Below are 15,272 nucleotides of genomic sequence, written 5' to 3'. Positions count from 1 at the left end.
TCCTTATCTCGCCCCGAAGATTCAGGGAATTAAAGATACGTTCCTGGATGTAAAAGCCAAACTCACTGATGAGACAACGGTGATTATTGAGATGCAAGTCCTGAATTTATCAGGGTTTGAGAAGCGGATATTGTATAACGCCGCTAAAGCCTATTCCATTCAGTTGGAACCCGGAGACGATTATACCCTTCTGAATCCAGTGATCGCCTTAACACTGACGGACTTTGAAATGTTTGAGGATTTGCCTCAGGTGATTTCTAATTTTGTTCTCAAAGAAAAGAATATTTTGACGGATTACCCGATTAATGATTTGGAGTTAGTGTTTGTCGAATTACCGAAATTTACCAAGGAGTTAGACGAATTAGAAACATTGGCGGATAAATGGATATATTTTATCAAATGTGCTAGAGGATTAGAAACGATACCGGAAGCAATGGCACAAGTCCCGGAAATTCGCAAGGCGTTTGAAGTAGCGAATCAAGCGAATATGACTCGTGAAGAGTTAGAAGCTCTCTTACAGAGGGAAATGTATATTCATGACCAACGGAATGCGATAAAATTAGCATTGAGACAGGGTATTCAGCTCGGACGAGAACAAGAGAAACAACGCACAAGAGAAGCTGAACAACTAGCTCAACAGGAGCGACAACGGGCAACAGAGGCTGAACAATTGGCTCAACAAGAGCGACAACGGGCAAAATTGTTAGAGGAGAGATTGCGATCGCTCTTTCGTTGATCCAGATTCTTTGTGATAACACAGATGACACCGATTTAATCACATTCTGCTGTAGACTCACGCTTAAATGACACAGATTGACACAGAAAGATGTTTTATCTGTGTATCAATCGTATCTTGATTGTGTCCTCACACCTCTATCTGTCTGTGTAATCAGTGGGGCTAACCTCTCACATCCCCACCCCAACCGTTTCAATAAATCTGTGAAATCTGTGTTTCGCCATTGTCAAGCGCTTGGGGTAGATGATTCGGCGACAGCAACGGGTGGAGATTTATCGCCTGTCGCAGAGGGTAGGGGTAGTGAAGTTGGCGGTGAGGTTGTCAGGGGAAGATGTTTTACCTAGATTTGGGTTAGAGTTGCCATGGTAGATGGTTGACTGGGACGAACAAAGGCAACGAACTGGAGTTGTCATTAAATAAAATCTCTACATCTACTCAAATCCAATACCAGGAGTTCTACAGTATGGAAAACCTCACATCTGAGTTAATCGAGAAAATCCGGCAACAATTTGACAAAGCGCCTTACCCGAGTACTCCTCTAGAAAAATCACCCAAAGATGATGCCACTTCACTTTACATTCATAATTTAGTCACTCCTTATTATCTACGGAATAAGCAAGTTATAACAACAGACTCTAAAGTCATTTTAGATGCAGGCTGCGGCAGTGGATATAAATCTTTAGTTTTAGCGGAAGCCAATCCCGGAGCCAAAATTGTTGGTATTGATATTTCAGAAGAATCTGTTAACTTGGCGAAAAAACGCCTACAGTATCACGGGTTTGATAATACAGAATTTCATGTCCTATCTCTAGAAGAGTTGCCCAACTTGAACATGGAATTTGACTATATTAACTGTGATGACGTTCTTTATCTCCTGCCCGACGCTGTTATGGGATTGCAGGCGATGAAGGCGGTTCTCAAACTTGAAGGGATTATTCGGGCTAACCTCCATAGTGCCTTTCAACGAGCTAATTTTTTCCGGGCGCAGGAGGTCTTCAAAATGCTGGGATTTATGGAGGGAAATCCAGAGGAACTGGAAATTGAATTCGTTGGGCAAATGATGGCAAGCCTAAAAGATAATGTTTTGCTTAAAGTGCAAACCTGGAAACCTAATTTTGAGAACAATGCCGATGCTCTTCTGGCAAATCATTTATTACAGGGTGACAAAGGCAACACTCTTCCAGATTTCTTCGCGGCGTTGAGATCCGCTGATCTAGAATTTATCAGTATGGTGAATTGGCGGCAATGGAATTTGATGAGTTTGTTTAAAGATCCAGAGGATTTACCTGCATTTTTGGGCATGAGTTTGCCCGAAGCATCTGTGGAAGAACAACTGCACCTTTATGAACTTGTAAATCCCATCCATCGTCTGCTGGATATCTGGTGTGGTCATCCTAACCAAGCTCAACCCTTCTTACCCATTGACGAATGGACTGAATCAGACTGGGAACAGGCGCAGGTACACCTGCATCCTCAGCTAAGAACGGCGAAAGTCAGAGAAGATCTGATAGACTGCGTGACACAGCTAAGAATCTTTCCTATTAGTCAACATCTGGCATTGTCTGAAGGATTTGTGAATATAGATAGCTCTATAGCCGTGTGTCTTCTGCCTCTTGTGGATGGAGGTCAGCCGTTTCCCTCACTGGTAAAACACTGGCAGCAGGCGAGACCTGTCCATCCTGTGACCCTAGAACCAACGGATGAGCAAGAAGCGTTCTTCCTGGTTCAGCAGATGTTGATTCAACTGGAGAGTATGGGGTATATTCTGCTGGAACGCAAGCTATAAGCGCATTCTACTCAATTCAGCAAAATTTTTTTGAGGCAGATGATATGAACAGGAGCAGAAGTGGGTAAGTTACATACAGGAGTTAAGACGTGAAGTACCCCACACCTCAAGGAGACATCTTTGACATGAAGACAGAACTAAAAGCCAAGTTTCTGCAACACCTGAACCAGAAAAAACAGAATCAGGGTTTCACCCTGATTGAACTACTCGTTGTTATTATCATCATCGGTATTCTATCTGCTATTGCTCTACCATCCTTCCTCAACCAAGCGAATAAGGCAAAGCAGTCGGAAGCCAAGCAGTATGTGGGTTCTATGAACCGATCTCAGCAAGCTTTCTATCTAGAGAGAGGTTACTTCGCTGATGAGACCAAATTTGGTAATTTGGGGCTTGGCATTAAAACGGAAACGACTAACTATAGCTACACAATAGCAGGTGGTGCTGATGCACCCCCAGCCGATCCTCAGACCCCCGGTCCTGCTAGCTTTGCCACAAATCAAGCCCAACCAAGGATAGGTACACTTAAAGCCTATTTAGGTGGGGTATCTACGGGTGAAATACAAGATACAAACGAGGCAACAACTCTGGCTGTACTGTGCGAAGCTCTAAAGGCATCGCAACTAGATGGTGGAGCTGCTGGAACAGAAGAAGCTACACCTACAGATGATCAATCGGGACCTGTATGCCCAGCAGGCACTTATGAAAATATAGGAGATCCACAAGGAAACTAAAGCCCATAAAGATTGGGTTAAGGTGGGTAGAAAACTCTACCCACCTTTAGTATTACCCGAAAACAAAAATAAAAATAATGTCCATTATTCGCTGAATGCGCTTTGACTAATATAGCCAACTGGCAACAGCAAGCCGCTCAACATTTAGTTGAACAAAACTACATCCAAGCTGCAAATCTTTATGAGCAAGCAATTGCTACCGAACCTGATGTCAAGTCTCACTACTGGCATCTAGGATTGATATTGCTACTACAGGGAAAAGAGGAAGAAGCGCAGATGACTTGGTTCTTCGCCTTGGCAGAGGGTGAACCGGAACAAGTCGATTTGTGGACGGCAGAACTGATAGGGGTGCTACAAGCCGAAGCAACTCGTCAGGAAAAACAGGCAAACTATTCAGTAGCTTGGGCAATCCGGCAGCATATACGGGAAATCAGCCCCACAAATGTTAATAATTTATTACATTTAGTAGAATTAGCCATCAAGCAGGAAAGACTCACAGACGAAGATTTTTCTGCCTACGGCATTATTGAACTGCTTAAGTTAGGCAAACCGATTAGTTTTGATATTAATCTACTCCTTCACGTCATACAAAGTATTCCGGAGCAGGATTTTTCGCATCCTTTAGCTCTGGAGTTAGTGGAAGCTAGTCTAGCTTATGTTCAAGAGCCAATTAACTTACTCGCTATCTTACTGCCAAAGTCGATCAAAATTGCCTATTCACAAAAATGTCCCCAAATAGCAGCACGCATCCTTGAGTTGTATTTACGCTTAGATGCCGAAAACATCGAGGTTTTGCGCCATCTTGCGTGTTTTTATCAAGATGCTAGAGATCATACTAAGGGAATAGACACAGCAAAGTTGTGTAACTCCAAGTCGCAAACACTACCAGAAAAAATCTGCACCACTCACGTAGTTCTGCGAGGGTTAATGAGTGCAGGTGGTCATTGGCAGGAAGCCTATGAAGTGATGCTACAGCAGGAAAAGCTAGTTCTTTTGCTCCTGAAAGAACAACTGATACCGCAGAACGAAATTGTAGCACAGCGCCTATTTAACTGTGCTTATTTTTTCCCCTACTTGCGGGGCGATTTAAAAAATTATAGATATATTCAGAATCAATTAGCTCAACTGTGTCAACTCAGTGTGCAATTGTATGCTAAGGAGCAAGTAGAGCGATACCGCCAGCGATCAGGAAAAAATAGTAAAAAGCCTCTGAAGATTGGGTATTTATCTCACTGCTTCAAAAGTCATTCCGTGGGCTGGTTGGCGCGGTGGATATTTCAGTATCATGATCGAGAACAATTCAAAATTTATTCCTATTTCATTGGTTACAGTAAGCTAAACGACCCTTTACAGGAGTGGTATCTAAATCAAGCAGATCAAGCCTACAAAGCAGGAATTGATGGCTTAGAGATTGCTGAAAAAATTTATACCGATGCAATTGATATTTTAATTGATCTCGATAGCATCACGTTAGATACTACCTGTGAGGTAATGGCACTCAAACCTGCACCTGTTCAAGTCACTTGGCTGGGTTGGGATGCATCAGGCATACCCGCAATCGATTATTTTATTGCTGACCCTTATGTTGTACCTGATTCAGCTCAGGATTACTACTCCGAGAAACTCTGGCGCTTACCCCAAACCTATATAGCCGTAGATGGTTTTGAAGTAGGTGTGCCAACACTACGCCGCGATCAGTTAGATATTCCTAGTAATGCTATTGTATATCTGAGTAGTCAGAACGGGTATAAACACCATCCCGATACAATTCGATGGCAAATGCAAATTCTCAAAGCAGTGTCGAATAGTTATTTTTTGATTAAAGGTAAAGCAGAGGAAGAATCGATTAAAAATTTCTTTAACCAAATTGCTGAAGAAGAGGGAGTGAGTTGCGATCGCCTGCGATTTCTGCCGACAGTGGTTTCTGAATCCGTTCACCGCGCTAACTTAAGTATTGCTGATGTGGTATTAGATACCTATCCTTATAATGGTGCAACCACAACATTAGAAACCTTGTGGATGGGCATCCCTATCGTAACCCGAGTTGGAGAACAATTTGCCGCACGTAATAGCTACACCATGATGATGAATGTGGGCGTTACTGAGGGAATTGCTTGGACTGATGAAGAGTATATCGAGTGGGGAATTCGCTTGGGGAAAAATTCACTCCTGAGACAGCAAATATCTTGGCGATTGCGACAATCTAGACAAACATCTCCCCTGTGGAATGGTAAACAGTTTACCCGCGATATGGAACAAGCTTACGAGCAGATGTGGCACAAGTATCTTGAAAGCAATAACTCTTATCTGCCCAGCTATTTTTTCAATAGTGATTCTGTATCAGAAGAATGATATTCTCTGGGTTTTTGAACAGTTTCTTCCTCCTGAACCGGGTTGATTACACCATTGAGTGTAGAAACCTTACTCTCTGGACAAGCAATAACATTTAATCTCCCTGATAAACTCTCTGTCGAATCAATAGGAATCACCTGCTGTAGATAGGATTGATAGTGAAACAGATGATATCCTCTCGCCTGCAAAAAATCAGCAACAGCGACATTACTCCCTTTACTTCCAGCAACATTCTCATATAATAGAATCGGCGAAAATTCGCTTAACAGTCGCAGACTCCCTTCTAAAACCTTAAGCTCATGACCTTCTGCATCAATTTTCAACAAATCAACCTTGCTAATATCTTCTTCCTCAACCAAACTATCCAGCGTAAAACAGCGCACCTCCTCAAACATTCCTGGCTGCATCCTTTCCCCATCCCCCTCAACAATCTGATTCAGTTCATTCGCCCCCTGCAACGCCAACCGAGCCGTACCCTGGTGATCACTCGCCGCACCAGCACAGACTTTCACCCAATCTAACTGATTAATTTTACAGGTTTCTTGCAAACAACGCACACACCCAGAAAACGGTTCAACCGCCAACACACGCCCTTCCGATCCCACCCTCAGCGCTGCACTAAACGTGTAAACCCCCACATTCGCCCCCACATCAATCACCGTCATCCCCGGTTTAATCCAACCCCGCCAAAACTCCATTTCCTTCTCAAACCAATCTCCCTCCGTAATCAGCACACTGGTAACAATACTGCGTAAACTAGGTTCAACAGCTAACAAGAGTTGATTTTCAAAGGGAACATAACTAACGTGACTCTCTTCTGCCAACCGAGTCCAATACAACTCTAACCCCTGTGACGTTCCCTGGCTCAATTCAGCACCAATCCTTCGCCATACCCTAGCACTCTCCATCTGTCCCAAATCTCGATACGCCAAATAGAGCGCTTGCAAAATATTACCCCGTTCTGGCTCCAGCTTTCGCGCCCGATGTAAATAAAACAATCCTTCCTGTTGATTATTCGTCAAACTGGAAATCCCCAGCTTCAAATTAACCGCAGCCGATTCAGGATAAAGTTGAGCCGCTAAATGGAGAAATCGCAGTCCAGCGACATTGTAGAAAACCAGAACCGAGTAACACAAAACCTCACTTAATAGGAGCAGGGATTGAGTATACCCATTCCCAGTTCCTAGAATTTCCGCCAGCTTTTCCCCGCGACTATCGATACAATGATTACCAGGAGGCAAATAAACTATCCCTGAATCAATCGACTCCTCAACATAAGCAGGCATTAAACTTTGGATAAACGTAGAAAACGCCATCTGCATTCCCTGGCTGTTTTCTCCAGTTATCCCATAAACCAAAGCCAGATGAGCCGCACAAAGGGGATGTCCATACAGTTCCACGCCCCGATTCAACGCCTCAACCGCCATCTCAAAATACAGCAAACGCACCGAAGCATCCTGACTTTGTTCGGCTTCAATCAACGCCACAACCGCAACATTATTCAACTCAACAGCCGATGTCGGCTCATCCCAATCCGTCTTTTCCAGACTAGCCGTTACAGAGGATAGGGCGGCTGAATCCAGCGTCAGACCAATATGCTTAAGATAGTTCCAATAGGAATCAATCGGATGAAAAGAAGAGTCCATAAAAAAGTTAATTTATAGTACGTTTCCCTATATCCCATCGCCAAGGCGAGTCCACATCTAACTTTACCCCAATTTCAACATAATCTACCGAATGCGGACAGTGCGATCGCAGGTTAAGACCATTTCCGTCAATTTTATCGGGCGCACGTCTATGCGCCCCTACAGATGAACGACAAACGGTGCGATCGCCTGTTCCCTTCTGGTCAATTCAATTGTGCGATCGCACCCTTATGCCCAGCAAGCGCCAATTTTGTTCCCTCCCCTTAGCAACTACCGTGTACACACATCTCATAATTGACCTCACTCATACTGCATTTAGCCCCCCCAACCCCCCAAATTTGGGGGGAGCAGGAAGTTCAAAGTCCCCCAGAATTGGGGGATTTAGGGGGCTGAACAACCTTAAATGCTAACGGACAAGACTTGTGTGTACACTGTAGCCTTTTTGAAGGGGGACGGGAGGGGGATCTAAAAAGGGGGACGGGAGGGGGATCTAAAGGGGAACGGAAGGTAGATCACATCTGTTGCGAATACTTGGAAAAACGGTATTACAGTGAACGGTGGGTTAGGATCTCAGCAGTAAGCAATGAACAATCACTGAGAATCGCATGACACCACGGGTTCGATCACCAGAACTCCCCCAAGACGGCATCTGGTTAAATACCAATCACCCGCTTTCCCTGACGAGTTTAAAAGGGCGAGTGGTGATTCTCGACTTTTGGACGTACTGCTGTATTAACTGTCTCCATGTTCTGCCAGACTTAAACTATTTAGAACAAAAATATAAAGATAGTCTGATTGTGATTGGTATTCACTCAGCTAAATTTGATAACGAAAAAGATACAGAAAATATTCGTCAGGCAATTCTTCGCTACGATGTCGATCATCCCGTTGTTGTAGACGTTAATGGTAATCTCTGGCAGCAGTATGCGGTTCGGGCGTGGCCCACGTTAGTTGTGATTGACCCGGAAGGATATGTGATCAGGGATATGGCAGGAGAAGGGAATCGAGAGGTTCTCGATCAACTGATTGGGGAACTGATTCAGAAACACCAGCACAAAGGCACAATGACAATGGAGCCACTTCATTTCACCTTGGAAAAACAGCAACATCCCCTGACCAATCCTTTGGCATTTCCCGGTAAAGTCCTGGCTGATGAATTTAGCGATCGCCTATTTATTGCTGACTCCGGTCATCATCGCATTGTGGTGAGTACGTTGGCAGGTGAAGTATTAAATATTATTGGTACAGGTGAACCGGGATTGACCGATGGAACGTTTGCCGAAGCCCAATTTTTTGCGCCTCAAGGTATCACGCTAGATCCTGACAATCAACGTCTCTACGTGGCGGATACGGAAAATCATTGCTTGCGATGTATTCATCTCGAAACTGAGCAAGTTGAAACCATCGCGGGTACTGGAGAGCAAAGTCGCCAGATTCAACCCCATAGCGGTTTAGGGTTACAGACAGCGTTAAATTCGCCGTGGGATATTGAAATAATTGATAATCGCCTGCTGATTGCCATGGCGGGTTCCCATCAAATCTGGGAAATGCATCTTGAAACGGGTGAGATTGGCACTTATGCAGGGACAGGTGCAGAAGCCTGCTTAGATGGGTCACTTAATGAAGCCGCCTTTGCTCAACCCAGTGGGATTACCAGCGATGGTCGAGAACTCTACGTGGCTGATAGTGAAGTCAGTTCGATTCGGGGAGTGGGTCTAATTAATAATTTACCCGTGCGGACAATTTGTGGCAGTGGTGAACTGTTTGAATTTGGCGATAAAGATGGACAAAAGTCAGAGGTACGACTCCAACATTGTTTAGGGGTGGAATATACCCAAAATTACCTCTGGGTAGCGGATACTTATAATCACAAAATTAAGCGCGTCGATCCGACAACAGGGAGTTGTCAAACCTTGTTAGGGAACGGAAAAGCGGGACACCGTGACGGTCAGAGTCATGAGGCGGAGTTTGCCGAACCTTCTGGAGTCAGTGCGATCGCGGCTCGTCTCTACATCGCTGATACGAATAATCATGCGATCCGTTGTGTTGATTTGGGTACATTAGAGGTGACCAGTTTAAACTTGAGCGGGTATTAGGGCTGTTGCCTTTTCACTTAACTTTTTGTTCACCATTTATCTAGGATTACTGTATAGATAATGACACTCTCTACGGAAAAAAACTCCCCAACCATTCCACCAACTGAAGCAGAAGCGAATATTGCTCAAGCGAGTTATCAACTATTAGCATCTTATGTTCAAAACAACGGAAAACCTATCACTATTCAAGTGATGCAAGAAGATGCTACAAGCGAGACTGTGACGATTCCCGCCGCCGCCTTTCATCTGTTAGTTGAGACATTGACACAAATGAGTCAAGGACATGCAGTCAAGGTAACTGCTATTAGAAAAGAACTGGAACTCTATGAGGTGGCTGATATTCTAGGTGTTTCTCGCACTCAGGTTTTGAGTTTGCTGAAATCAGGAGAAATTCCTTACTGGAGAGAGGGAACAGTTTATCGAATGCGTTATCAAGATGTGATGGACTATAAAAATCGCAATGATGCCGAACGAATGAAAATCCTGAATGAGCTTGCTGCACAAGCACAAGAACTCAATATTGGATATTGATGCATGGCGAAGTTAACCGTTGTGTATGATGCCTGTGTCTTATATCCTTAAAAATCCACCTAAGTCACCTGATGAGTATCTGGAAAAGCTTATTAACCAAGGATTATCACAGTCTGTTAATCAGTTGAGGGAGATATGTGAAGAAATTTAGCTTTCTTCACTTGGAGGCTGTTGAGTTTCGACATACTGTTTAACCCCAGGCGCAACGGAAAAAAGGGTTTGATGATCTTGTTCCTGTTTTTCAATCAATGACCGTTTTGCCAAGGATTGCATCGCATTCAATACTGCTGAGGACGATAATTGGAAATGGTCTAGTAATTGAGACAGAGAAACAGGTTTGGGTTGATTGACTAGCCAGAACATGACATATTTTTCTATGTTTGATAAACAAATGCTTATGTAAAACGGGGTTGGTTATATCTACAAAGATAAACAAAAAATACAGGGCGTGATCGCAGATTTTCAGAAAGCTATTAGTCTCTTTTATAAAGAGTTACACCACAGCTTGGAAGGCACGATAGTATCGTGTCCCTACCCAATCAATTATCCCTGGGTTATGGTAGGGAAAACTGCCGTACCCTCACAGGTGAAGACTTTACGCGGCTAAAAGATTGCAATTTACGTCGAGAGGGATTAAATTGCAAACTTAAGATATGACCTTCACAGTTTCTTTACTTGATTATCATCTGTGAATCACACTGAAACTCGACAACTCGGCTTCTTTTCCTTGGCGGCTTTGCTGGTGTCGGCACATTATGGTTTGGGATTTGTTCTCGGAACCGCTGAAAAAGCCTTGACCTTGGGTTGGGCGGGTAGCCTCTATCCGATTTCCATTGCCCTAGGAACCCTTATTCTCCTGGGATTTGCCCGATTCTATTGGCGGTCAATTGAACCAATCTGGACGCTACTGGGGAACCGCTACGGACATCCCGTCAAAGTGCTGGTGGGAACCATGTCCTGGTTATCGCTAGTTGGGATTTTTGCGGTGCAAATTATTGCTGGCGCATTTATCCTCAAAGTTTTGGATTTACCCGTGCAGCCCAGTATGCTAGGCTTAGCACTGGTCTTTCTGCTCTCTTCTCTACTCCCAATTGAGAAAGCCAGTTGGCTATTCCGGGGATTATTGGGATTCAATATCCTGGCATTATTGTACGCGATCGCGAAACTGCACGCTGTTCCCCTCTATTTACACGCCCCAGTGGATTTCATCCCCGCACTACAGCAGATGAGTCCTCCTTCTTTACTCGGCATTTCCTTATCGACAGTATTGCTGGTATTAATTGATATGAAATATCACCAATTTGTCGTGCAAGCCAGGGATGTACGCAACCTCTATATTGGCGGGTCTTCCGTAGTTAGTGTGCTAAATTGTTAGTTTGATTTTCCAGAATATTGGACAGCAATAGCTTTAACTATTTTTACCCAAATTCCAATTCGTTTTGAGGCGGTTAAAAGCTACAGTCCTTGTGTGGCAATCTTACCGATTCATTTAAACTGATAGTTTAGCACACTAAGTCCGGAAGACCCGAAGTATTTGCCTATTTCTCCCATCAAAGAGGAATTGTAAGTCATTTGTCATTTTTCCTCCGTCCTTTGTCATCCGTTTTGATGCATCCCCGCCGGAAAGATGTAGTAGCGTGGCACATCTAATTGAATGGATTAGGCTTGCGTGCATAAATTGTAGGGGCGTGTAGGGGCGCAAGGCTTGCGCCCAATTTAGTAAATGTTACCGTAGTTGAACCTGCAACAACTCAAGATACCCACCCTTACTCAAAAAAATCAGTGGCGAAGTATTAATTACCGTCAAGCTAGGCACGCTCTAAATCCTGCTCCAAATTATCAAAATCTACCTGAAAAACATCAATTTTATGCCGAGCCAAAACTTCCAGAAAATCCCGACGATTTAACCCAGCTATCTGCGCCGCTTTCTCCTGAGACACTTCCCCCTGCTGATACCAAAAAATCGCCGCTGCCAAACGCATCTCCTCCCCAAACTCCTGGGGAGACTTACGCCGTGCCGACAATATTTCCTCAGAAAAATTTAGAATAATTTGAACCATTTTATTGGACTCTTGGTATTTTTCATTCTCCCCTTATTGTAGAGTAGTGATGCACCCGACAGGATTAGCGATCGCCTGCGGTAGGTTTCGCGATCGCCCTGTAGACTGTAGCGCCTAAGTCCATCAAAACGACTTGAAATATGGGAAGAAATGGCTAAAGCTCTTACTGTTCAATCTTCGGACTAATCAAACTAACAATTTAGCACACTAAGTACGGAAGACCCGTAACAATCAGATGATTGAAGCAAAGATCAGCCTGTGTGTCTTCGTCCCTTTTTAAACTCTCCAGAATAATAACTCGGCTATGCCAAACATTAACATATTCTGGGTTAATTCCTAAAAAAATTAGGCTCGTTGTCAATTTCTTCAAGGACTATATTTCTAAAACTATCGAGTTGTTCGCTATTGCTAAACCCCCGTTTAGGAATCATAAAGAAAATTCTTTTAGATATGTAAAGATTAAACACATCATCTGCTTCTATGAAATAATCAAAGCCTTTCCATTGATATTGAGCTGTTGCATCGGCTGAAGTAACTTGAATAGTGTTTTCGTCTAAATCAACAGTTACACACTGATGCATACGGGGGTCGTTTTTATAATGACCTGAGATTTGCCAACGATATAATTTATTGGAAATAGGCGGACTTATGAAAATAGCCCCTAAAAACATAAAAATTGGAAGAACAATATCAGCAAAAGTAATAGAACCAAAAATAATAGACAAAAATAACATGATTGATCCAGCAATAATAAAAAAAATAGTGGTAGACCATGAAGAATTTAACAACCTGGGATTCCTAGCTTTGCGATCAGCCTCCATAGCTGCTAGGTATTCATTGAGGGTAAGCCGATACTCCAGTCGCATCCTGTCCTCCTAAGATGCAGATCATAAATACTGTCATAGAAATATATTAAACGAAGTTAACAGTGAAATCTACTACAAAGAACTCATGCTTATTTCAGTGTCATTCTACTTAGGGTGATAATCATTGGTACAAGTTAAGCCGAGGTTAGTTATTGAGATAAACCTAGCTCAGTTAACAACCTTTGGCGGTTTTTGATTACAAATTGGTTGTTAGGGTCAATTTCTAAGGCTTTCTCATAGGAAGCTAGCGCTTCTTCGTACCTTTCCAAACTCTCTAGAGTAAGACCTCGGTCATGCCAAGCTTTAGAAAAATTCGGGTTAATTTCTAGGGCTTTGTCAAAAGAAGCCAGTGCGTCTTTATACCTTTTTAAGCCCCTTAGTAGATTACCTCGGTTATACCAAGCGTTAACATATCTTGGGTTAATTTCTAAAGCTTTGTCAAAAGAAGCTAGTGCGTCTTCACGCCTTCCTAAGCCCCATAGTGCAAGACCTCGATTATTCCAAGTGTAAGGGTGTCCTGGTGCTGGATCAATATCTAAGGCTTCCTCATAAGCAGCTAGTGCTTCTTCGTACCTTTTTAAGTCCCTTAGTGTATCACCTCGATTATGCCAAGGGTCAGAATAATCTGGGTCAATGTTTAAAGCTTTATCATAAGCAGCTAGTGCTTCTTCGTACCTTTTTAAGTCCCCTAGTACCAGACCTCGACCATTCCAATTGTAAGGATTTTCTGGATCAATATCTAAGGCTTTGTCATAAGAAGCCAGTGCTTCTTTGTATCTTCTTAATTTTCGTAATGTACGACCTCGACGATTCCAAACATAAGGATTTTCTGGATCAACATCTAAGGCTTTGTCATAAGACGCCAGTGCTTCTTTATACCTTTCTAATTTGTCTAGCGTAAGACCTTTAGCGTACCAAGCCTTAAAATATTCTGGGTCAATGTCTAGGGCTTTTTCATAAGAAGCGAGTGCGACTTCATACCTTTTTAACTTCCCTAGTGCAAGACCTCTATGATACCAAGTATTAGCATTATTAGGGTTTATTTCTAGTGATTTTTTATAAGAATTGAGTGCCTCTTCGTACCTTTTGCCAGCATACAAATCATTGCCTAAATTCAACCAATAATAATGATCTTGATCGAAAATGGCTGTGCCAATTGCAATAGCTACAATAGCCAAAAATATTGCAAAACCAGAAATATAGAAGTATTTACGTTTTATAGTTATATTGGTTATATTGGCAGACGAGAAGAATTGACAATCATTATTAATCTTTTTAACAACTATATTTCTAAAACAATCAAGTTGTTCACTATCGCTAAAAGACCGTTTTGGAATAATATGACAAGTTCTTTTAGATGTGTAAAGATTAAACACATCATCTGCTTCTATGAAATAATCAAAACCTTCCCATTTAATTTTTGACGTTGAATTTTCTGAAGTAAATTGAATGGTGTTTTCATTCAGATCAATAGTTAAACACTCGTGCAGACGGGTGTCATTTTTATAATGACCTGAGATTTGCCAACGATGAAATCTCTTGAAAATAGGCGGGCTGATAAAAATAGCCCCCAAAAACATATAAATTGAAAAAGTAATATCAAAAAACGCAGAGATTAATGCACTGATAATCCCACAAATAGTGATGCACCATAAAAGTGACGATTTGAACAACCAGGGATTTCTTGCTTTACCATCAGCCTCCATAGCTGCTAGATATTCATTGAGGGTAAGCCGATACTCCAGTCGCATCCTTTCCTCCTAAGACGCAGATCATAAATACTGTCATAGAAATATATTAAACGAAGTTAACCGTGAACTGTACTACAGATAAAGTAGAGACGTTGCATATAACCGAATCTCTGGAATACTCCCGTATTTCTTGAGGTGGGGCAGATGTCGGGTTGGGCTTAGGTTGAATCGAAAAATGCCCCAGTTTCGATGGACTCTTACCCTTTTTCTGTACCGTTGAGAGAGTCCAATCGGACTGTTTTTTGTAACGGTTTATACATAATGCCACCTCAGTTGCCTGCCCAAGCCGATCCGTTCCCAATTAAGGCGTCAGTTTTCGGGGAATAAGTCTTTCTGAGAAAGATTTTCCACGATAGTACAAGAAAAAGGCGATCGCGCCTCTAAATCGACATCAAACTTTACTTGATGCTCCGAGGGGAAAAGAGGATTGTCAAGTCCATTCTTTATCGGCTGGCTTATGCAAGTTTTGTTGACCCATGTCAAGGCGCGATCGCTTTCCCTTTCCTCTGGCTCCAAAATGAACACCTGACAAGGTTTTTGATTCACCCTTCTACGGGGCGCGATGTTTAGAATAAATGAAACTTGAATGATTTACACCACAAGCTTGGAGGGCACGATGGTATCGTGCCCCTACCCAATCCATTATCTCGCTTGTTATGGTAGGGACACGGCATTGCCGTGTCCTCTTGTCCTCTTCTGTACAGCATTATCCAGAAA

Annotated in this window: 13 protein-coding genes; 7 read left to right on the top strand and 6 right to left on the bottom strand. The window is 42.8% G+C overall.

Annotated elements, in window-relative coordinates; genetic code table 11:
• The 4 genes from RIG66_RS09310 to RIG66_RS09295 form a co-directional block, all read left to right on the top strand.
• On the top strand, positions 1–736 hold a 736-nt coding region (locus RIG66_RS09310; RefSeq protein ID WP_446377335.1), incomplete at its 5' end, for an Rpn family recombination-promoting nuclease/putative transposase.
• Positions 737–1,199: 463 nt separating this feature from the next.
• Positions 1,200–2,522, top strand: a complete 1,323-nt coding sequence (locus RIG66_RS09305; RefSeq protein ID WP_446377333.1) for a class I SAM-dependent methyltransferase — start codon at positions 1,200–1,202, stop codon at positions 2,520–2,522.
• A 125-nt stretch (positions 2,523–2,647) separates the two neighbouring features.
• Positions 2,648–3,253, top strand: coding sequence for a type IV pilin-like G/H family protein (locus RIG66_RS09300; protein WP_446377339.1), 606 nt, complete (start codon positions 2,648–2,650; stop codon positions 3,251–3,253).
• 102 nt (positions 3,254–3,355) lie between these two features.
• Complete coding sequence (locus RIG66_RS09295) at positions 3,356–5,605, top strand: O-linked N-acetylglucosamine transferase, SPINDLY family protein (RefSeq protein WP_446377331.1); 2,250 nt, start codon at positions 3,356–3,358, stop codon at positions 5,603–5,605.
• On the opposite strand, the gene RIG66_RS09290 is transcribed toward RIG66_RS09295, so the two are convergent.
• The gene (locus tag RIG66_RS09290; protein WP_446377329.1) at positions 5,569–7,251 is read right to left on the bottom strand and encodes an FkbM family methyltransferase; all 1,683 of its coding nucleotides are present in this window, start codon (positions 7,249–7,251) and stop codon (positions 5,569–5,571) included. The genes RIG66_RS09295 and RIG66_RS09290 overlap by 37 nt on opposite strands.
• Before the next feature lie 605 nt (positions 7,252–7,856).
• Here RIG66_RS09290 and RIG66_RS09285 point away from each other — a divergent pair.
• On the top strand, positions 7,857–9,347 hold the full coding sequence (locus RIG66_RS09285; RefSeq protein WP_446377327.1) for a thioredoxin-like domain-containing protein: 1,491 nt from the start codon (positions 7,857–7,859) through the stop codon (positions 9,345–9,347).
• Positions 9,348–9,407: 60 nt separating this feature from the next.
• Positions 9,408–9,878, top strand: a complete 471-nt coding sequence (locus RIG66_RS09280; protein WP_446377325.1) for a helix-turn-helix domain-containing protein — start codon at positions 9,408–9,410, stop codon at positions 9,876–9,878.
• A 147-nt stretch (positions 9,879–10,025) separates the two neighbouring features.
• Here the strand turns inward: RIG66_RS09280 and RIG66_RS09275 are convergent, their stop codons facing one another.
• Entirely contained in the window at positions 10,026–10,241 is a 216-nt protein-coding gene (locus RIG66_RS09275) for a hypothetical protein (RefSeq protein ID WP_446377323.1), read from the bottom strand.
• Between the two features lie 325 nt (positions 10,242–10,566).
• On the opposite strand from RIG66_RS09275, the gene RIG66_RS09270 reads away from it, so the two are divergent.
• Positions 10,567–11,253 carry a hypothetical protein gene (locus RIG66_RS09270; protein ID WP_446377321.1) on the top strand — a complete coding sequence of 229 codons (687 nt, stop codon included), beginning with the start codon at positions 10,567–10,569 and terminating at the stop codon, positions 11,251–11,253.
• A 433-nt stretch (positions 11,254–11,686) separates the two neighbouring features.
• Here RIG66_RS09270 and RIG66_RS09265 read toward each other — a convergent pair whose 3' ends face one another.
• The 4 genes from RIG66_RS09265 to RIG66_RS09250 form a co-directional block, all read right to left on the bottom strand.
• The gene (locus tag RIG66_RS09265) at positions 11,687–11,938 is read right to left on the bottom strand and encodes a UPF0175 family protein (RefSeq protein ID WP_446377319.1); all 252 of its coding nucleotides are present in this window, start codon (positions 11,936–11,938) and stop codon (positions 11,687–11,689) included.
• Positions 11,939–12,267: 329 nt separating this feature from the next.
• Positions 12,268–12,804 (bottom strand): YcxB family protein, encoded by a 537-nt coding sequence (locus RIG66_RS09260; protein ID WP_446377317.1) that lies wholly within the window; start codon positions 12,802–12,804, stop codon positions 12,268–12,270.
• Positions 12,805–12,953: 149 nt separating this feature from the next.
• Entirely contained in the window at positions 12,954–14,555 is a 1,602-nt protein-coding gene (locus RIG66_RS09255; RefSeq protein WP_446377315.1) for a tetratricopeptide repeat protein, read from the bottom strand.
• A gap of 309 nt (positions 14,556–14,864) precedes the next feature.
• Positions 14,865–15,101 carry a hypothetical protein gene (locus RIG66_RS09250; protein WP_446377313.1) on the bottom strand — a complete coding sequence of 79 codons (237 nt, stop codon included), beginning with the start codon at positions 15,099–15,101 and terminating at the stop codon, positions 14,865–14,867.
• Between the last annotated feature and the right edge of the window lie 171 nt (positions 15,102–15,272).

Source organism: Coleofasciculus sp. E2-BRE-01, from assembly GCF_040221695.1.
GTDB lineage: Bacteria > Cyanobacteriota > Cyanobacteriia > Cyanobacteriales > Coleofasciculaceae > Coleofasciculus.
The sequence above is the reverse complement of the archived record's forward strand: the minus strand, read 5'-3'. Positions and strand labels throughout refer to the sequence as shown.